The 16,432-nt window shown below is 68.6% G+C and carries 22 protein-coding genes; 4 read left to right on the top strand and 18 right to left on the bottom strand.

Annotation, left to right across the window (positions count from 1 at the left end):
- The first annotated feature begins 42 nt into the window (after positions 1–42).
- Entirely contained in the window at positions 43–996 is a 954-nt protein-coding gene (gene rpoH / locus ACXJLU_RS16325; RefSeq protein WP_457332671.1) for an RNA polymerase sigma factor RpoH, read from the top strand.
- Positions 997–1,069: 73 nt separating this feature from the next.
- Here rpoH and ACXJLU_RS16320 read toward each other — a convergent pair whose 3' ends face one another.
- The 5 genes from ACXJLU_RS16320 to ACXJLU_RS16300 are packed head-to-tail and all read right to left on the bottom strand — an operon-like array spanning position 1,070 to position 5,189.
- The gene (locus ACXJLU_RS16320) at positions 1,070–1,672 is read right to left on the bottom strand and encodes an SCO family protein (protein WP_457332669.1); all 603 of its coding nucleotides are present in this window, start codon (positions 1,670–1,672) and stop codon (positions 1,070–1,072) included.
- Entirely contained in the window at positions 1,669–2,595 is a 927-nt protein-coding gene (cyoE, locus tag ACXJLU_RS16315) for a heme o synthase (RefSeq protein ID WP_457332667.1), read from the bottom strand. The genes ACXJLU_RS16320 and cyoE overlap by 4 nt, the downstream gene beginning before the upstream one ends.
- A 19-nt stretch (positions 2,596–2,614) precedes the next feature.
- Positions 2,615–3,778, bottom strand: coding sequence for a COX15/CtaA family protein (locus ACXJLU_RS16310; protein WP_457332665.1), 1,164 nt, complete (start codon positions 3,776–3,778; stop codon positions 2,615–2,617).
- Between the two features lie 9 nt (positions 3,779–3,787).
- Positions 3,788–4,504, bottom strand: coding sequence for an SCO family protein (locus tag ACXJLU_RS16305; RefSeq protein WP_457332663.1), 717 nt, complete (start codon positions 4,502–4,504; stop codon positions 3,788–3,790).
- Positions 4,458–5,189, bottom strand: coding sequence for an SURF1 family protein (locus ACXJLU_RS16300; RefSeq protein ID WP_457332661.1), 732 nt, complete (start codon positions 5,187–5,189; stop codon positions 4,458–4,460). Before ACXJLU_RS16300 ends, ACXJLU_RS16305 begins: the two co-directional genes overlap by 47 nt.
- 51 nt (positions 5,190–5,240) lie before the next feature.
- Here ACXJLU_RS16300 and ACXJLU_RS16295 point away from each other — a divergent pair, with 51 nt between their 5' ends.
- Positions 5,241–5,459: a twin transmembrane helix small protein gene (locus ACXJLU_RS16295; protein WP_457332659.1), complete on the top strand. Its 219-nt coding sequence runs from the start codon at positions 5,241–5,243 to the stop codon at positions 5,457–5,459.
- Between the two features lie 49 nt (positions 5,460–5,508).
- On the opposite strand, the gene ACXJLU_RS16290 is transcribed toward ACXJLU_RS16295, so the two are convergent.
- From ACXJLU_RS16290 to ACXJLU_RS16255, 8 genes are all read right to left on the bottom strand, one after another.
- Positions 5,509–6,393, bottom strand: coding sequence for a cytochrome c oxidase subunit 3 (locus ACXJLU_RS16290; RefSeq protein ID WP_457332657.1), 885 nt, complete (start codon positions 6,391–6,393; stop codon positions 5,509–5,511).
- 39 nt (positions 6,394–6,432) lie between these two features.
- A complete protein-coding gene (locus ACXJLU_RS16285; RefSeq protein ID WP_073462128.1) occupies positions 6,433–6,669 on the bottom strand; it encodes a DUF2970 domain-containing protein in 237 nt (78 codons plus the stop codon).
- Positions 6,666–7,256 carry a cytochrome c oxidase assembly protein gene (locus ACXJLU_RS16280; RefSeq protein WP_457332654.1) on the bottom strand — a complete coding sequence of 197 codons (591 nt, stop codon included), beginning with the start codon at positions 7,254–7,256 and terminating at the stop codon, positions 6,666–6,668. The genes ACXJLU_RS16285 and ACXJLU_RS16280 overlap by 4 nt, the downstream gene beginning before the upstream one ends.
- A gap of 11 nt (positions 7,257–7,267) precedes the next feature.
- Positions 7,268–7,378, bottom strand: a complete 111-nt coding sequence (locus ACXJLU_RS16275; protein WP_235001999.1) for a cytochrome oxidase small assembly protein — start codon at positions 7,376–7,378, stop codon at positions 7,268–7,270.
- Positions 7,378–9,015 (bottom strand): cytochrome c oxidase subunit I, encoded by a 1,638-nt coding sequence (gene ctaD / locus ACXJLU_RS16270; RefSeq protein WP_457332652.1) that lies wholly within the window; start codon positions 9,013–9,015, stop codon positions 7,378–7,380. Before ctaD ends, ACXJLU_RS16275 begins: the two co-directional genes overlap by 1 nt.
- A gap of 39 nt (positions 9,016–9,054) precedes the next feature.
- A complete protein-coding gene (coxB, locus tag ACXJLU_RS16265; RefSeq protein WP_457332702.1) occupies positions 9,055–10,233 on the bottom strand; it encodes a cytochrome c oxidase subunit II in 1,179 nt (392 codons plus the stop codon).
- Between the two features lie 39 nt (positions 10,234–10,272).
- A complete protein-coding gene (locus ACXJLU_RS16260; RefSeq protein WP_083613774.1) occupies positions 10,273–10,836 on the bottom strand; it encodes a DUF2244 domain-containing protein in 564 nt (187 codons plus the stop codon).
- A 143-nt stretch (positions 10,837–10,979) separates the two neighbouring features.
- Complete coding sequence (locus tag ACXJLU_RS16255; RefSeq protein ID WP_457332650.1) at positions 10,980–11,894, bottom strand: class I SAM-dependent methyltransferase; 915 nt, start codon at positions 11,892–11,894, stop codon at positions 10,980–10,982.
- A 49-nt stretch (positions 11,895–11,943) separates the two neighbouring features.
- Here ACXJLU_RS16255 and ACXJLU_RS16250 point away from each other — a divergent pair, with 49 nt between their 5' ends.
- Together ACXJLU_RS16250 and trmL are read left to right on the top strand one after the other, a co-directional pair.
- Positions 11,944–12,636, top strand: a complete 693-nt coding sequence (locus tag ACXJLU_RS16250) for a ComF family protein (RefSeq protein WP_457332648.1) — start codon at positions 11,944–11,946, stop codon at positions 12,634–12,636.
- 20 nt (positions 12,637–12,656) lie between these two features.
- Positions 12,657–13,127 (top strand): tRNA (uridine(34)/cytosine(34)/5-carboxymethylaminomethyluridine(34)-2'-O)-methyltransferase TrmL, encoded by a 471-nt coding sequence (gene trmL, locus ACXJLU_RS16245; RefSeq protein ID WP_457332646.1) that lies wholly within the window; start codon positions 12,657–12,659, stop codon positions 13,125–13,127.
- On the opposite strand, the gene ACXJLU_RS16240 is transcribed toward trmL, so the two are convergent.
- From ACXJLU_RS16240 to ACXJLU_RS16220, 5 genes are all read right to left on the bottom strand, one after another.
- Positions 13,128–14,105, bottom strand: coding sequence for a Bug family tripartite tricarboxylate transporter substrate binding protein (locus ACXJLU_RS16240; protein ID WP_457332644.1), 978 nt, complete (start codon positions 14,103–14,105; stop codon positions 13,128–13,130).
- Positions 14,106–14,109: 4 nt separating this feature from the next.
- Positions 14,110–15,096, bottom strand: a complete 987-nt coding sequence (locus ACXJLU_RS16235; protein WP_457332642.1) for an NAD(P)H-dependent glycerol-3-phosphate dehydrogenase — start codon at positions 15,094–15,096, stop codon at positions 14,110–14,112.
- Between the two features lie 16 nt (positions 15,097–15,112).
- On the bottom strand, positions 15,113–15,577 hold the full coding sequence (gene secB / locus ACXJLU_RS16230; RefSeq protein WP_457332640.1) for a protein-export chaperone SecB: 465 nt from the start codon (positions 15,575–15,577) through the stop codon (positions 15,113–15,115).
- Between the two features lie 110 nt (positions 15,578–15,687).
- Entirely contained in the window at positions 15,688–15,951 is a 264-nt protein-coding gene (gene grxC / locus ACXJLU_RS16225) for a glutaredoxin 3 (protein WP_073462119.1), read from the bottom strand.
- Positions 15,952–16,008: 57 nt separating this feature from the next.
- Positions 16,009–16,419 (bottom strand): rhodanese-like domain-containing protein, encoded by a 411-nt coding sequence (locus tag ACXJLU_RS16220; protein WP_457332638.1) that lies wholly within the window; start codon positions 16,417–16,419, stop codon positions 16,009–16,011.
- Positions 16,420–16,432 lie beyond the last annotated feature (13 nt).

Raw genomic sequence — 16,432 nt, 5'->3', positions numbered from 1 at the left:
GAAGTCGAGTGCTAATATCAAGGGAACGAAAGGAATTTCAGCATGTCTGATGCTTCCATGACCCTCACGAACACCCTGTCCCCTGACAACGCCCTGACCCTGCGCGACCCGTTCGCGGTGGTGCCCTCGCTGGGCAACCTCGACGCGTACATGTCCGCGGCCAACCGCATCCCGCTGCTGACGCACGAAGAAGAAGTCTCGTTCGCGCGCCGGCTGCGCGAGCACGGCGATGTCGAAGCCGCCGGAAAGCTGGTGCTGTCGCACTTGCGCCTGGTGGTGTCGATCTCGCGCCAGTACCTCGGCTACGGGCTGCCGCACGGCGACCTGATCCAGGAAGGCAACGTCGGCCTGATGAAGGCCGTCAAGCGCTTCGACCCCGAGCAAGGCGTGCGCCTCGTCAGCTATGCGATGCACTGGATCAAGGCCGAGATCCACGAGTACATCCTGAAGAACTGGCGCATGGTCAAGGTCGCGACGACCAAGGCCCAGCGCAAGCTGTTCTTCAACCTGCGCTCGATGAAGCAGAGCATGAAGGAAGACGCGGCCGACGGCACGACGCACCGCGCCACGCTGACCCAATCCGAGATCGATCGCGTCGCGCAGCAGTTGAACGTCAAGCGCGAGGAAGTGCTCGAGATGGAGACGCGCCTGTCCGGCGGCGACATCGCGCTCGAGCCGCAAGGCGACGACGGCGAGGAAAGCTACGCCCCGATCGCCTACCTGGCGGACGACAGCAGCGAACCGACCCGCGTGATTGAGGCGCAACGCCGCGACTGGCTGGCCGGCGACGGCATCGCCCACGCGCTCGATGCGCTCGATGCCCGCAGCCGCCGGATCGTCGAGGAGCGCTGGCTGAAGGTGAACGACGACAGCTCGGGCGGCATGACGCTGCACGACCTGGCCGGCGAGTACGGCGTCAGCGCCGAGCGCATCCGCCAGATCGAAGTCGCCGCGATGAAGAAGATGCGCAAGGCACTGTCCGAAGCCGTCGCCTGACGGTTGGCGGACGGCAGAAAGGGCCCCTCGGGGCCCTTTTTCTTTGGTGCACGTCCCTTTTGTGCGCGCTCTTTCAGGCCGTCGCCAGCAAGGCCTTCAAGTCGGCCTGCAGCGCCTCGGTGCCGCTGCCGTAGCGGGTGAACAAGCGCAGCTTGCCGGTGGTGTCGAACACGTACGAGCCGGCGGTGTGGTCCATCGTGTAGCTGCCCTCGGTCTTGCCGGGGACCTTGGCGTAGAACACCTTGAACGACTTGGCCACCGCCGCCGTCTGCTCGAGCGTGCCGCGCAGCGCGACGAAGCTCGGGTCGAAGCTGCCCATGTAGGCCTTCAGGATCTCCGGCGTGTCGCGCTCCGGATCGATCGTGATGAAGATGCCTTGCACCTTGTCGCCGTCAGCGCCGAGCGCCTTCTTGACCTGCGCCAGCTCGGCCATCGTCGTCGGGCAGACGTCGGGGCATTGCGTGTAGCCGAAGAACACGACCGCCAGCTTGCCCTTGAAATCGGCCAGCGTGCGGGTCTTGCCGTTCTGGTCGGGCAGCGACAGGCCGCTGCCGTAGTCGGCACCGGTGATGTCGACCGCCTTGAAGGCCGGCGTCGACGACGCGAGCTGGGGCAGCTTGTCGCAGGCGGCCAGCAGGCCGGCACCGGCGAGCACGAACAGTCGGCGTTGCATCATGAGAGCAGGGGACTCAGGTAGTGGTCCACCAGCAGCGCGCTGAACAGCAGCGACAGGTGGTAGATCGAAAAGAGGAAGGTGCGGCGCGCCAGCGCATCCGAATAGGCCCGCCACAGCTTCCACGCGTAGCCGCAGAACATGGCACCCAGCACCACGGCCGCGGCCAGGTAGATCCAGCCGCTCATGCCGAACACGAAGGGCAGCAGCGTCGCAGCGAACAGCACGAAGGTGTACAGCAGCACCTGCAGCCGGGTGAACTCGTTGCCGTGCGTGACCGGCAGCATCGGCAGGCCGGCCTTGCGGTAGTCCTCGACGCGGTACAGCGCGAGCGCCCAGAAGTGCGGTGGCGTCCACAGGAAGATGATCAGGCACAGCATCAGCGCCTCGGGGCCGACCTCGCCGCGCATCGCGGCCCAGCCGAGCACCGGCGGCATCGCGCCCGAGGCGCCGCCGATCACGATGTTCTGCGGCGTCAGCGGTTTCAGCACCACGGTGTAGATCACCGCATAGCCGACGAAGGTGGCGAAGGTCAGCCACATCGTCAGCGGGTTCACCAGCAGGTAGAGGATCGCGCTGCCGGCCGCGCACAGCGCACCCGAGAACAGCAGCGTCTGCGTGTTGGTCAGCTCGCCCTTGGCGGTTGGCCGCCACGCGGTGCGGGCCATCCTGGCGTCGATGTGCTGCTCGACCAGGCAGTTGAAGGCCGCCGCGGCGGCAGCCACCAGCCAGATGCCGACCGTGCCCGCGAGCGCCGGGCGCCAGTCCGGCAGCCCCGGCACGGCAAGCAGCATGCCGATGACGGCGCAGAACACGATCAGCTGCACCACGCGCGGCTTGGTCAGCGCGTAGAACTGCCGCCAGCGTGGCGGGTGCGCGACGGGGGGGGCGGTCGTGACGGCGGGGGGGGTCAAGGTGTGGGACATGGGCAGCGAACCATCGATTTTACGAGGCATGCCCCATCGCCGCCGACGCGGGGGAACGCTGCCCGACGGACAAAACGTCCACATGCGCACGAGCGAGCAGGGCCGCGAGCAGCGTGAGCAGCGCCGCGGCGCCACCGGTGTGGGCCAGCGCCGCCACCAGTGGCCAGCCGAGCACCACGTTGCCGAGGCCGCTGGCGAGCTGCCAGCCCGCCACCGCCGCGAAGCGCAGTGCCCAGCGGCGCAGCGCCGGCTCGCCGCTCGCATGCAGGCGCCAGGCAAGCAGCACCAGCGCCGACAGCGTCACGAAGGCGCCGATGCGGTGCACCACGTGGATCGCCGTCAGCGCGGCGAACGGCAGGTAGCCGCCGTCCTTGCCGGCGCCGAGCTCGCGCCAGATCGCGAAGCCGTGGTCGAAGTCCATCGCCGGCCACCATTCGCCCTGGCAGGTCGGGAAATCGGTGCAGGCGAGCACCGCGTAGTTCGTGCTGACCCAGCCGCCAAGCGTCACCTGCGCGAGGCCGATCGCGAGCACCGCCCACACCGCGCGGCGCAGTGATCCCGGCATCGCGAGCGCTGGCCGGTCATCGGCCTGCGCCTGCACCGCCAGCAACATCAGCAGCCCGAGCCCGCCGAGCAGGTGCAGCGTGACGATGGCGGGGAACAGCTTCATCGTGACGGTCAGCGCGCCGAACGCGCCTTGCAGGCAGAAGCAGACCAGCGTGATCGTCGGCCACCACGGCGACAGTCCATGCGAGTCCCGCGACCCGCGCAGGCGCTGCCACCAGGCAGCCACCGCGATCGCGAAGGCCAGTACGCCAAGCCCGCCCGCGAGGTAGCGGTGCACCATCTCGACCCAGGCCTTGCCGTGCGTCACCGGGCCGCCCGGCATCGCCGTCTGCGCCGCCTCGATGTGGCCTTGCGCGCCCAGCGGGCTCGCGTTGCCGTAGCAGCCGGGCCAGTCCGGGCAGCCGAGGCCGGAATCGCTGAGCCGCGTGTAGGCGCCGAACAGCACCAGGTCGAAGGTGAGGAACAGCGTCATCACCGTCAGCGCGCGCAGCCGCGTCGCCGGGTGCGCGCGGCGGTGCCGCAGCGCGATCCACACCAACGGGCCGGTCGCGAGCAGCAGCGCCACCAGCGCCATCGCGGCCAGCGGGCCCAGGTCATAGGAAGCAACGACGCCCATCGACCGAACTCAGCGTGCCGGGCGGCCGGGCTGGTCCCAGGACGCCGACGCGCGCAGCAACTTCTCGATGTCGCGCTTCAGCTTCGCGGCATCGGGGTTCGGCGGCACCCGCATCATCCACAGCCCCATCGGGTCGACGAGGTAGATGTGCTGCGCAAGCGCCTGCCCCTGGGCCGGTGCGAGCCACGCCGACAGCCGTTCGCGCGAGACGCGCAGCACCGCGGCCGGCGTGCCGATCGAGATCGCCTGCATCACCTTGGGCGGCGGGGTGCCCGCGTCGGTGACGAGCCAGACCTTGTCGACGCGTTCCTTCTCGCGGCCGAGCGACTCGCGGATCTGGCGCTGCAGGTAGAGGTGGTCCTCGCAGGTCTTGTCGCAGGCCGCGTCGCCGACGACGACGATCAGCCACTGGTCGCGCAACGCGGCGGCCGCGACCGGCTCGCCGCCCAGCGTGCGCAGCCCGAGCTCGGCCGGCATCGGCCGTCCGGGCGTGATCAGCTCGCTGTAGTTGGTGCGGCCCTCGGGGCGGATCACGAAGTAGGTGACGTACGACGCGATCACCGGGGCGGCACACACCGCCAGCACCAGCAGCATGCGCAGCCGGCCGGCCGCGGTGCGGCGCTGCCCGTCGGCGATGTCGGGCGACGGCAGCGAATGCACGCTGAAATTCAGCGGCGAGTCAGGCACGGCGCCGGAGCCGGGGACGGACGAGTTGGAACCAGACATACAAACCTGCCATCAGTGCGCACATCGCGAACCACTGGAACGCGTAACCGTAGTGCTTGTGGATGTCGACCGCGGGGGCCGGCCAGCGGCGCGCGAGGCCGTCGCCGGCTGCGCCCGGGGTGTCCTGCTGCTGCACCGACAAGGGCCGCAGCCTGACACCGATCTCCTGCGCAAACGCCGCGGGTTCGAGATTCTGCCGGATGGTAGCGGCCACGCCGCCGGCAAAGTCGAACAGCCGGGCGGGCGGCGGGGCGATCAGGCCGCTCAGCTCGACCTCGCCGGCCGGCGTCGGCACCGCGGGCACGCGGGTGCGATCGGCCATGTCGCGCGGCGCCCAGCCGCGTTGCACCAGCACCGCATCGCCGCCGGGCAGCAGCAGCGGCGTGACGACGAAGAAGCCCGGGCGGCCGTCCATCTGGCGGTTGTCGAGGTAGACGGTGTTCTGCGCGCGCCACGTGCCGCGCAGGCGCACCGGGCGGTAGTGCTGCAGTTCGGCCTGCGCCGCGGTGGTGGCGAGCGACGCGTCATCGAGCGGTGGCAGGTGCGCGCGCTCATCGCGTGCCGACTGCAGCGCCCGCTTCTGCGCCGCGCGGTCGAGTTGCCACACGCCGAGCCGCGCGGTGACGGCCATGCCGACCAGCGTCGCGAGCAGCACGATCGCGGCCCGCCGGCGGGCGCTGCTCATGCCTTGCCCCTGCCGATGGCGCAGCGGTTCGCGGTGGAATAATCGTGGCCCATGAAATACCTGATCGGCGTCGCCTTCGTTCTGATCATCGGTGCGCTGGTGTTCGCCGGCGTTTTCATGATGCGCGACGGCCGCGATGGCAAGCCGAAGAGCGGCAACATGATGCGTGCGCTCGCGGTGCGGGTCGGGCTGTCGGTGCTGCTGTTCGCGATCATCCTGTTCAGCTACTGGATGGGCTGGATCCAGCCCACCGGCATCCGCACCGGCTGATCAAACGAAAAAGAGCGCCACGAGGCGCTCTTGTTTCATCGGACGTCGCTCAGAGCCAGTACACGACGATGTACAGGCCCAGCCACACCACGTCGACGAAGTGCCAGTACCACGCGGCCCCCTCGAAGCCGAAATGGCGCTGCGGCGTGAAGTGCCCGCGCTGCAGGCGCAGCGTGATGAACAGCAGCATCAGCATGCCGACGAACACGTGGAAGCCGTGGAAGCCGGTCAGCATGAAGAAGGTCGAGCCGTAGACGCCCGACGACAGCTTCAGGTTCAGCTCGGTGTAGGCGTGGTGGTATTCGTAGCCCTGCAGCGTCAGGAACAGGATGCCCAGCAGCACCGTGACCCACATGAAGCCGATGGTCTTCGCGCGGTGGCCGGCGATCAGCGCATGGTGCGCGATCGTCAGCGTGACGCCCGAGCTCAGCAGCAGCGCGGTGTTGATGGTCGGGATCGGCCACGGGCCCATCGTGCGGAACGGCTCGACCGCGCCGGCCGGCGCGGCTGTGAAGCCCACGCCCGAACTCGGCCAGATCGCCTTGAAGTCGGGCCACAGGATCGCGTTGTCGAAGCTGGCGAGGTTGGGCACCGCGTGCAGCCGGGCCCAGAACAGCGCGCCGAAGAACGCGCCGAAGAACATCACCTCGGAGAAGATGAACCAGCTCATGCTCCAGCGGTACGAGACGTCGATGCGGTCGCTGTACAGACCGCCCTCGCTCTCGCCGATCGCGTCGCCGAACCACTGCTTCAGCACGAAGGCCCACCACAGCAGCCCGAACAGCACCAGCCAGGCCGCCCAGCCATGGCCGTTGACCCACTGGCCACCGCCGAAGATCATCATCAGCAGGCCGAAGGCGGCCATGACCGGATGCCGCGAGGGCGCCGGAACGAAGTAGTGGGGCGCCTGGCCCGAATGCGTCGCTGACGACATGTTTTCTCCTGCTAGTCCGATCTGTATCTCTTTTGCTCTTCAGCCCGCGGCGGCGACACCGCTGGACAACACCCACTGCACCAGCACCACGAGCACGATCACGAACAGCGCGGCGCCGAGGATGCCCGCGATGACCAGGTGCACCGGGTTCAGCTGCTCCACATCCTTCTCGTAGTCGCCCGACTTGCGCACCCCGAAGAACGACCAGGCGACCGCCTTCATCGTCATCAGGAACGAGCCGCGGCGCTTGACCGCGTCTTTCAAGCCATCGCTCATGAGCCCCCCTTCACGGTCGAGGGCTCCTTCGGCGCAGCCGCCACCTTGCCGCCCGCCACCTCGAAGAAGGTGTACGACAAGGTGATGGTCTTCACGTCCTTCGGCAGCTTCGGGTCGATCACGAACACCACCGGCCACTGCTTGGCTTCGCCCGGCTGCAGCGTGTGCTCGCTGAAGCAGAAGCACTCGAGCTTGTTGAAGTGCGGCGAGGCCTGCTTGGGCGCATAGCTCGGGATCGCCTGCGCGGTCATCGTGCGGTTCTGGACGTTGCGGAACTCGTACATCACCGTCGCGAGTTCGCCCGGGTGCACGTCGATCGAGCGTTGCATCGACTTGAACTCCCACGGCCCGTGCGCGTTCGCATCGAACTCGACGGTGATGGTGCGGCTCGCGTCGACCTGCGTGTTCTTGTGCGTCGCATCCGAATTGCCCGGCACCGCGCGCTCCGACAGCGACAGCACGTTGACGCCGAGCGCCTCGCAGATCGAGCGGTACATCGGCACCATCGCGAGCCCGAAGCCGGCCATCGCGACAGCCACGACGACCAGCTTGCCGGCCATGCGGAGGTTGTCGGTCTTCAGGCTCATGGGGTGTTCCTTCAGAGCCCGAAGAACGCGGCCTTGGCCATGAAGCCGATGAAGAAGACGATCGCCACCGAGGCCAGGATCCAGCCCATGCGGCGGTTGTTCTTCTTCTGCTCCGGCGTCATCAGGCGATCACCTTGGTGGCGGCCGCGTTCAGCTTGGGCGGCGTCTCGAAGGTGTGGAACGGCGCCGGCGACGGCACTTCCCACTCCAGGCCTTCGGCGGCTTCCCACGGCTTCTGCGGCGCCTTCTCGCCCTTGCCGCGCATGCACGGCAGCGCGATGAAGAGGAAGAAGTAGACCTGCATCAGCCCGAACCAGAACGCGCCGATCGACGCGAGCATGTTGAAGTCGGCGAACTGCATCGGGTAGTCGGCATAGCGTCGCGGCATGCCGGCGAGACCCAGGAAGTGCATCGGGAAGAACGTGACGTTGAACGAGATCAGCGAGCCCCAGAAGTGGATCTTGCCGCGCGTTTCGTTGTACATCACGCCGGTCCACTTCGGCACCCAGTAGTAGAAGCCGGCGAACATCGCGTACAGCGAGCCGGCCACCAGCACGTAGTGGAAGTGCGCCACCACGTAGTAGGTGTCCTGCAGCTGGATGTCGACCGGCGCCATCGCCAGGATCAGGCCGGTGAAGCCGCCCATCGTGAACACGAAGATGAAGCCGACCGCGAACAGCATCGGCGTCTCGAAGGTCATCGAGCCGCGCCACATCGTGGCGATCCAGTTGAAGATCTTCACGCCGGTCGGCACCGCGATCAGCATCGTCGCGTACATGAAGAACAGCTGGCCGGTGACCGGCATGCCGGTCGTGAACATGTGGTGCGCCCACACGATGAACGACAGGATCGCGATCGACGCGGTGGCGTACACCATCGAGGTGTAGCCGAACAGGCGCTTGCGGGCGAAGGCCGGCACGATGTGGCTCACGATGCCGAAGGCCGGCAGGATCATGATGTACACCTCGGGGTGGCCGAAGAACCAGAAGATGTGCTGGTACATCACCGGGTCGCCGCCGCCGGCGGGGTTGAAGAAGCTGGTGCCGAAGTGGCGATCGGTCAGCGTCATCGTGATGGCGCCGGCCAGCACCGGCATCACCGCGATCAGCAGGTACGCGGTGATCAGCCAGGTCCAGCAGAACATCGGCATCTTCATCAGCGTCATGCCGGGGGCGCGCATGTTGAGGATGGTCACGATGATGTTGATCGAGCCCATGATGGAGCTCGCGCCCATGATGTGCATCGCGAAGATGCTGGCGTCCATCGACGGGCCCATCTGCAGCGTCAGCGGCGCGTAGAGCGTCCAGCCGGCGGCCGGCGCACCGCCGGGCATGAAGAACGAACCCACCAGCATCAGCGCGGCCGGGATCAGCAGCCAGAAGCTCAGGTTGTTCATGCGCGCGAAGGCCATGTCGGCCGCGCCGATCTGCAGCGGCACCATCCAGTTCGCGAAGCCGACGAAGGCCGGCATGATCGCGCCGAACACCATGATCAGCCCGTGCATCGTCGTCAGCTGGTTGAACAGCTGCGGGTTGACGATCTGCAGCCCCGGCTGGAACAGCTCGGCGCGAATCAGCAGCGCGAGCGTGCCACCGACCATCAGCATCGTGAACGAGAACAGCAGGTACAGCGTGCCGATGTCCTTGTGGTTGGTCGCGTAGACCCAGCGGCGCCAGCCGTGCGGGTGGTGGTCGTGGGCGTGATCGTCGTGGGCGTGATCGCCGGCTGCGTGGCCGTGCGGGTCAAGAACTGCGCTCATGGTCTGGGTTCCTTTGGGCGGCTTGGCTTGTCGCTTGTGTTATTGCTTGCGCTCAGCGAGCACTTCGGACGGCTGCACGGTCTGGCCGGTCTTGTTCGACCAGTTGTTCTTCGTGTAGGTGATCACCGCGGCGAGGTCGGTGTCGGACAACTGCTTCCACGACGGCATCGCGCCGTTGTTCTGGCCGTTCAGCACCACGTGGATCTGCTTGGTCTTGTCGGCGTCCTGCACGACCGGCGAACCGTCCAGAGGCTTGATCGGGCCACCGCCCTTGCCGTTGGGTTGGTGGCAGGCGGCGCAGTTGGCGGCGTAGACCTTCTCACCGCGGGCCAGCAGCGCGGGCTGCTCCCAGACCTTGGCCGGATCGTCGGCCAGCGCGGCCATTTCCTTCTTCTTGCCATCGACCCACTTGGTGTAGTCGGCGGCCGAAACCACCTTCACGTGGATCGGCATGTAGGCGTGCTCCTTGCCGCACAGCTCGGCGCACTGGCCGTAGTAGTCGCCGATCTTTTCAGCGCGGAACCAGGTGTCGCGCACGAAGCCGGGGATCGCGTCCTGCTTGATGCCGAACGACGGCACCATGAAGGCGTGGATCACGTCGGTGGCGGTGGTGATCACGCGCACCTTCTTGTCGACCGGCACCACCAGCGGGTTGTCGACCTTCAGCAGGTAGTCGTCGCCCGACGGCTTGCCGGAGTCGGACATCTCGCGCTGCGTCACGTCGAGCGTCGAGACGAAGCCGATGCCCTCGCCCTCGCCCTTCAGGTAGTCGTAGCCCCACTTCCACTGGATGCCGGTGGCCTTGATGGTCAGGTCGGCCGCGCTGGTGTCCTTCATCGCGACCACCACCTTGGTGGCGGGCAGCGCCATCAGGATCACGATGATGAACGGCACGATGGTCCAGATGATCTCGACCGTGGTGCTCTCGTGGAAGTTGGCCGGCTTGGCGCCCTTGCTCTTGCGGTGCATGATGATCGAATAGAACATCACGCCGAACACGCCGAGGAAGATCACCACGCAGATGATCAGCACGAAGTAGTGCAGCCAGCGCTGCTCGGCGGCGATCGCGGTGACCGGCGGGTGCAGGTCCAGCTGGTTGACGGCCGGCCCTCCCGGCAGGCTGTTGACGGCCATGGCAGCCGATGTGGCCAACGCGGCGCCCAGGCCGAGGCTGATCTGTCCCGCCCGCTGCCAAAGTGTTTTCGTCTGCTTCATCATCATGGTCGTTTCAGTTATCCCAAAATCACACCGGAAAAATCACACCGGAGACAGCCGCGCCGCCCCTTGTTGCCAGCGCCGCAGCGCATGGCGCAACTCTTGCGCCAGCTGGCTGCGCAACTCGGGCCGCACGAAGCGCCCCACCGCAATCCGACGCCCCTGGCCCGACAACTCGATCAGCGACTGGTCGCCATGCGCCGGTTCCACCCGCACCCAGGCGGGCTGGAACTCCACCCGCTCGACCTGCTGCCCGTTCGCGACCTCCACCGTCAGCCGGTCATTGCGCAGCACGATGCTCTCGCTGTCGGTCGCGTGGCGTGCGTACACCCACAGCGCCAGGCCGACGGCCGACAGCTCGATCCAGGCGAAGGTCATGATCATTCGCGCCCCCTGGAACCAGAACATCGCGGCAATGCCCAGCGACAGGACGCACAACGACAGGTAGAACGCGAGCAACTGCCTGGGCGCCATCGAGCAGTTGCGCTTCAGCAGCCAGTCGATCGACCAGCCGGCCGGGCCACCCTCCCCGCGGGATTCGTGACCGAAGCGAAACTCTGCCCGGGGTGCCGAGGGCTGCCACGCCGCCGACGAGCTTGTGGACATACTGCGCCTTCTCCAGTTGCCTCCAGAGATCTGTTCTTCGACGGTCCCGTCCGACCCGCGCTGTCGCACCCTGGCCGCACACCCCGGACGAAACCGCATTTTTCAAGCCCGCGAGTTTAGCGCAGGCGGCCGCTGCAAGCCCCTCAGCGCGAACCCTGTCGCGCGCGCACCAACGCACGCATGTCGTCCAGCGACACCGTCGTCTGCGCGGCCAGCGGCACGCGCGGCGGCGCCTTGAACGCATGGCCGTAGGCCACTTCGAACGTCATCGAGATGCGCCCGTCCGGCCCGGCCAGGCCCTGCAGCCCGGCCAGCAGGCGCGCGCGCCAGCGCGGCGTGCGCAGCCCGGCGAAGCGCTCCGGCGCCGCATTGCCGCCCAGGCCGCGCAGCTCGGCGAGCAGCGCCTGCGGGTCAGCCCAGGTCAGCGTGATCAGCTCCTGGTCCATCACCGGATCGGCGAAACCGGCCTGCACCAGCATGTCGCCCAGGTCGTGCATGTCGACGAAATCGGCGGCCGGCACCGGCCAGCCGAGCCGGCGGTACAGCGCGCGCAGCTCCTTCAGCGTGTCGGGGCCGAAGCACGAGAACATCGCGAAGCCGTCGACCGCCAGCGCGCGCTGCCACTGGCCGAGCACCACCGGTGGGTCGAACACCGCCTGCAGCATCATGTTGGCCCAGACCAGCTGCACGCTGCCAGGCTCGACCTGGTCGGCGGACACGACCGTGACGGGTGCGCCGCTCCAGCGCTTCGGCGACCACCACGGCGCCTTCGCGAGCTCGGCGCTGCGCTCGCGCAGCGCCGGCGTCGGCTCGATCGCGATGCGGCGCGCCTGCGGGTAGGCGCGCGCCAGGTGCTCGGCACCGGCACCGCCGAAGCTCCACCAGTCGGCGATCGCTTCGGGCTGCTTGCGCACGATCGACAGCCGCTCGGCCATGCGCCGCGCGATCTCGCCGTGCAGCCACGGCGCCTGCGGCGCGCCGGCCAGGCGTCGCAGCGCCTGCACGACGACCGCGCGGTCGAAGTGCCGCGAGGTGCCGGCCGAAGGGGAATCGCTCATCGGCGGGCAGTATATTGAGCCGGTGATCTTCTCGCGCCTGCTCCGCCACATGCCCTCGCTGTGCGCGGTGTGCCAGGGTTGGGATGCCGGCGCCGCGGCCCGGGTGTGCCGGGCCTGCGTGCAGCGCTTCGCCGACACCGTGCCGCGCTGCAGCCGCTGTGCGCTGGAGGTGCCGGCGGGCGTCGCGAGCTGTGGCGCCTGCGTGCTGGCGCCACCGCCGTTCGACGCCGCCTTTGCCGGCGCCGGCTATGCGCACCCGTGGTCGGGGCTGGTCACGCGCTTCAAGTTCAACGGGGCGCTCGACCTGGCCGACGCACTGGCCGCGCGCATCCACGCGGCACGGCAGCGCGATGCGGCGCCGTGGCCGCAGCTGCTGCTGCCGGTGCCGCTGGCGGTCGAGCGCCTGCGCGAGCGCGGCTTCAACCAGGCCTGGGAGCTGGCACGTCGGCTCGCCGCCGGTGGCCCGGCGCGCGCCGATGCCGGGCTGCTGCTGCGGGTGCGCGCGACCGCGCACCAGCTCGACCTGCCGCCGGACCGGCGTGCGGCGAATGTGCGCGGTGCGTTCGCAGTGGAGCCGCTGCGGCGCGGCGAACTGGCGGGCCGGCAGGTCGCGCTGGTCGACGACGTGATGACCAGCGGCGCGACGCTGGCCGAGCTGGCGCGGGTGCTGAAGCAGGCTGGCGTGGCGCGCGTGGAAGCCTGGGTCGTCGCGCGCACGCCTCGCCCCTCGACGAGTCCCTGAGGCCCGCGACAATCGCGCCCATGTTCAACATCGTCCTCGTCCATCCGGAGATCCCGCCGAACACCGGCAACGTGATCCGGCTCGCGGCCAACACCGGCTGCGCGTTGCACCTGATCGAACCGCTCGGCTTCTCGATGGAGGACCGGCTGCTGCGGCGCGCCGGGCTCGATTACCACGAGTTCGCGCCGGTGCGGCGGCATGCCGACTGGCAGGCCTTCGTCGACGCCACTCAGCCGGATCCGGCACGCTTGTTCGCGTTCACGACGCGCGGCAGCCGGCCGTTCGCCGAGGTGGCATGGCAGGCCGGCGACTGGCTGGTCTTCGGCTCCGAAACCGCGGGACTTCCCACCGAACTGCGCGATGGTTTCCCGACGGAGCAACGCGTGCGACTGCCGCTGCGCGCGGGTCAACGCAGCCTGAACCTCAGCAATGCAGTAGCGGTCGCGGTGTTCGAGGCCTGGCGCCAGAACGGCTACGCCGACGGCGCCTGACTACTCGGGTTGAACCCCGGCGGCCTTGATGACCTTGCCCCAGCGCTCGCGCTCCGACTTCATCAGGCTCGCCAACGCCTCGGGCGCCGTGCCCGCCGCGCTGAAGTACTGCCCGAGGATCTTGCCGCGCACGTCATCGGTCTTGATGATGCGCACCAGCTCCGCCGACACCCGGTCGATCACGGCCTGCGGCGTGCGGGCCGGCGCGAGCACCGCCTGCCACGAGATCGCCTCGAAGCCGGCGTAGCCCTGCTCGACGAAGGTCGGCAGATCGGGCAACGCACCGAAACGGCCGAGCGTCGTGACGCCCAGTGCCTTCAGCTTGCCGGCCTTCACCTGGCCGATCGCGATGCCGGGCACCATGAAGCCGGCCTGCACCTGGCCGCCCAGGATCGCGTTGACCACCTGCGGGAAGCCCTGGTAGGGCACATGCACGATGTCGAGGCCGGCACGCGCCTTGAACGATTCCATCGCCAGGTGCGCCGCGCTGCCGTTGCCGACGCTGCCGTAGTTCAGCTGGCCCTTCTTCTGCTTCGCGACACGCACGAAATCGGCCAGCGTGCCGACGCCGAGCTTCGGGTCGACCACCAGCACGTTCGGCGAGGTCGCGACCAGCGTCACCGGCACCAGGTCTTTCAGCGGGTCGTAGCCGAGCGATTTCGACAGCAGCGGCGCGGTCACCAGCGGCCCCTGGATCGTGAACAGGAAGGTGTAGCCGTCGGGCTCGGCCTTCGCGACCATGCCGGTGCCGAGGTTGCCGCCGGCGCCCGGCTTGTTGTCGACCACGATCGGCTGGCCGAGGGCCTGCGCGAGCGGCTCGGCCACCAGCCTCGCGATGATGTCCGGCGAGCTGCCGGGCGGGAACGGCACGACCAGCCGGATCGGGCGGGCGGGCCAGGCCTGGGCACGCGCCGGCAGTGCGCCTGACAGGGCAGCGGCCACGCCGGCCGCCAGGACATCGCGACGTTGCAGGCTCATCGGTTCAGCTTTCAGGACGCGCGTCGCGCCCCATCAGGAGGCGCATCGATTGCTCGGGGGTTCCGCGCCCTTCGAGCACGTTGACCACCGCTTCGGTGATCGGCATGTCGACCGAACGCGCACGCGCGCGCCGCAGCACGGTCGCGGCGCAGGCCACGCCTTCGGCCACGTGGCCGAGTTCGACCAGGATCCTCGACAGCGGCAGCCCTTCGGCCAGCAGCAGCCCGACCTTGCGGTTGCGCGACAGGTCGCCGGTGGCGGTGAGCACCAGGTCGCCGAGGCCGGACAGGCCCATGAAGGTGTCGGGCCGCGCACCGAGCGCGACGCCCAGCCGCGTGATTTCGGCCAGCCCGCGCGTGATCAGCGCGGCCCGCGCATTGAGGCCGAGCTCCATGCCGTCGGCGATGCCGGTGGCGATCGCCATCACGTTCTTCACCGCGCCACCGACCTCGACGCCCACCAGGTCGCTGGAGGTGTAGATGCGCAGGTTTTCGGTGTGCAGCGCCGCCACGGCCTGTTCGCAGAGTTCGGCATCGGCGCTCGCGGCCACCAGGGCCGTCGGCCGGCCGAGCGCGGCCTCGAGCGCAAAGCTCGGGCCCGACAGCACGCCGACGCGGCGGTCAGTCGGCCGCACCGCGCGCGCGACCTCGTGGCCGAGCCAGCCGGTGCCGTCCTGGAAGCCCTTGCACAGCCACAGCACGCCGCTCGCGTCGGCCGGCAGGCGGCGCAACACCTCGGCGAGGCCCGCCATCGGCGTCGCGATGATGATCAGGCCGCCGCGCGCGTGCTCGACGCAGCTGTCGAAATCGGACGACACCACCAGCGCTGGCGGCAGCGCGATGCCCGGCAGGTAGCGCAGGTTCTCGCCGCGCGTCTGCAGGCGCTCGCACTGTTGCGGATCGCGCACCCACAGGCGGGTGTCGTGGCGCGTCGACGTGCTCACGGCAACCGCCGTGCCCCACGCGCCTGCGCCGAGGACGGCGAGCTTCACCGCGGCGATCCGTGCGTCAGTTGAGTGACGGCGTCGCGGCGCCGTTCGCGGCCTGCTGCTGTTGCTGCGCTTCGAACATGGCCTGGAAGTTCACCTCGGCCAGCAGCACCGGCGGGAAGCCGGCACGCGTGCAGATGTCGGAGACGACGGCGCGCAGGTACGGGTAGATGATCTGCGGGCAGGCGATGCCGATGATCGGCTGCAGCTGGTCTTCGGGGATGTTGCGGATCTCGAAGATGCCGGCCTGCTTGGCCTCGACCAGGAACAGCGTCTTGTCGTTGACCTTGGTGGTGACGGTGGCGGTGACGCTCACTTCGTAGACGCCGTCGGCGACCGGCTCGGCCGCCAGGCCCAGGTTGATGTCGACCTGGGGTTGCGTCTGTTCCAGCAGGATCTGCGGCGAGTTCGGCTGCTCGAGCGACAGGTCCTTCAGGTACAGGCGCTGGATCTGGAACACGGGGGTTTGGGTGTCGTCGGACATGGTGCTCTCGCGATTGACGAAGACGAGTGAAAAAAGCCCGCGAGCGGGATGTGCGGGCTGCGGCGCGGATTATGTCCGAGGCGCCAGGGCGAATTGAAACGCCTGGTGTGTCAGGCGGCGGCGGACAGCAGCGGCGTCAGGCCGCCGCGCTGGTCGAGCGCGATCAGGTCGTCGCAGCCGCCGACGTGCGTGCTGCCGATGAAGATCTGCGGCACGGTGCGGCGCCCGGTGCGCTCGATCATCTCGTCGCGCAGCCCGGGCTGCAGGTCGACGCGCACTTCGTCGATCTGGTCGACGCCGCGCGACTTCAGCAGCTGCTTCGCGCGGTGGCAGTAGGGGCACACCATCGAGGTGTACATCTTCACGGCTTGCATCGCTTCGCTCCAACGACGGGCCCGCGTGGCACAGGCCCTGGATCCCTCAGGTCGACCTCAGGCCGATTTCTCGACCGGCAGGCTCGCTTCGCGCCACGCCTTCAGGCCACCGGCCAGTGCGCGGGCGTTCTCGTAGCCTGCCTTGCGAAGGATACCGATCGCGCGGGTGGCGCGTGCGCCGCTCGCGCACACCACCACGAGGGGCAAGGCCTTGTTCTTGGGCAGCGCGTTCGAGGTCTCGATCTGTGCCAGCGGCACGTTCTTCGCGCCGGCGGGGTGGCCGGCGGCGAACTCCGCGGGCTCGCTGACGTCGATCAGCACGCCCTTTTCACGGTTGATCAGGTGCACCGCGTCGACGGTGGACAGCGCCCCGCCCTGCGTGCCGCGCCGAACCGCGGGCCACAGCAGCAAACCGCCGGACACCAGGGCCACCGCGAACAGATACCAATTGTCGAGAAGGAATTTCACAGGCGAGGCCCAA

Source organism: Rhizobacter sp. P5_C2 (assembly GCF_054049715.1).
Note: the sequence above shows the minus strand (reverse complement) of the source record. Positions and strands in the feature narration are given on the sequence as shown.

Excerpts from the sequence above, each read along its gene's own strand:
- rpoH (WP_457332671.1), top strand. The coding sequence starts at position 43 with ATGTCTGATGCTTCCATGACCCTCACGAACACCCTGTCCCCTGACAAC.
- ACXJLU_RS16320 (WP_457332669.1), bottom strand. The coding sequence starts at position 1,672 with ATGATGCAACGCCGACTGTTCGTGCTCGCCGGTGCCGGCCTGCTGGCC.
- cyoE (WP_457332667.1), bottom strand. The coding sequence starts at position 2,595 with ATGTCCCACACCTTGACCCCCCCCGCCGTCACGACCGCCCCCCCCGTC.
- ACXJLU_RS16310 (WP_457332665.1), bottom strand. The coding sequence starts at position 3,778 with ATGGGCGTCGTTGCTTCCTATGACCTGGGCCCGCTGGCCGCGATGGCG.
- ACXJLU_RS16305 (WP_457332663.1), bottom strand. The coding sequence starts at position 4,504 with ATGTCTGGTTCCAACTCGTCCGTCCCCGGCTCCGGCGCCGTGCCTGAC.
- ACXJLU_RS16300 (WP_457332661.1), bottom strand. The coding sequence starts at position 5,189 with ATGAGCAGCGCCCGCCGGCGGGCCGCGATCGTGCTGCTCGCGACGCTG.
- ACXJLU_RS16295 (WP_457332659.1), top strand. The coding sequence starts at position 5,241 with ATGAAATACCTGATCGGCGTCGCCTTCGTTCTGATCATCGGTGCGCTG.
- ACXJLU_RS16290 (WP_457332657.1), bottom strand. The coding sequence starts at position 6,393 with ATGTCGTCAGCGACGCATTCGGGCCAGGCGCCCCACTACTTCGTTCCG.
- ACXJLU_RS16285 (WP_073462128.1), bottom strand. The coding sequence starts at position 6,669 with ATGAGCGATGGCTTGAAAGACGCGGTCAAGCGCCGCGGCTCGTTCCTG.
- ACXJLU_RS16280 (WP_457332654.1), bottom strand. The coding sequence starts at position 7,256 with ATGAGCCTGAAGACCGACAACCTCCGCATGGCCGGCAAGCTGGTCGTC.
- ACXJLU_RS16275 (WP_235001999.1), bottom strand. The coding sequence starts at position 7,378 with ATGACGCCGGAGCAGAAGAAGAACAACCGCCGCATGGGCTGGATCCTG.
- ctaD (WP_457332652.1), bottom strand. The coding sequence starts at position 9,015 with ATGAGCGCAGTTCTTGACCCGCACGGCCACGCAGCCGGCGATCACGCC.
- coxB (WP_457332702.1), bottom strand. The coding sequence starts at position 10,233 with ATGATGAAGCAGACGAAAACACTTTGGCAGCGGGCGGGACAGATCAGC.
- ACXJLU_RS16260 (WP_083613774.1), bottom strand. The coding sequence starts at position 10,836 with ATGTCCACAAGCTCGTCGGCGGCGTGGCAGCCCTCGGCACCCCGGGCA.
- ACXJLU_RS16255 (WP_457332650.1), bottom strand. The coding sequence starts at position 11,894 with ATGAGCGATTCCCCTTCGGCCGGCACCTCGCGGCACTTCGACCGCGCG.
- ACXJLU_RS16250 (WP_457332648.1), top strand. The coding sequence starts at position 11,944 with ATGCCCTCGCTGTGCGCGGTGTGCCAGGGTTGGGATGCCGGCGCCGCG.
- trmL (WP_457332646.1), top strand. The coding sequence starts at position 12,657 with ATGTTCAACATCGTCCTCGTCCATCCGGAGATCCCGCCGAACACCGGC.
- ACXJLU_RS16240 (WP_457332644.1), bottom strand. The coding sequence starts at position 14,105 with ATGAGCCTGCAACGTCGCGATGTCCTGGCGGCCGGCGTGGCCGCTGCC.
- secB (WP_457332640.1), bottom strand. The coding sequence starts at position 15,577 with ATGTCCGACGACACCCAAACCCCCGTGTTCCAGATCCAGCGCCTGTAC.
- grxC (WP_073462119.1), bottom strand. The coding sequence starts at position 15,951 with ATGCAAGCCGTGAAGATGTACACCTCGATGGTGTGCCCCTACTGCCAC.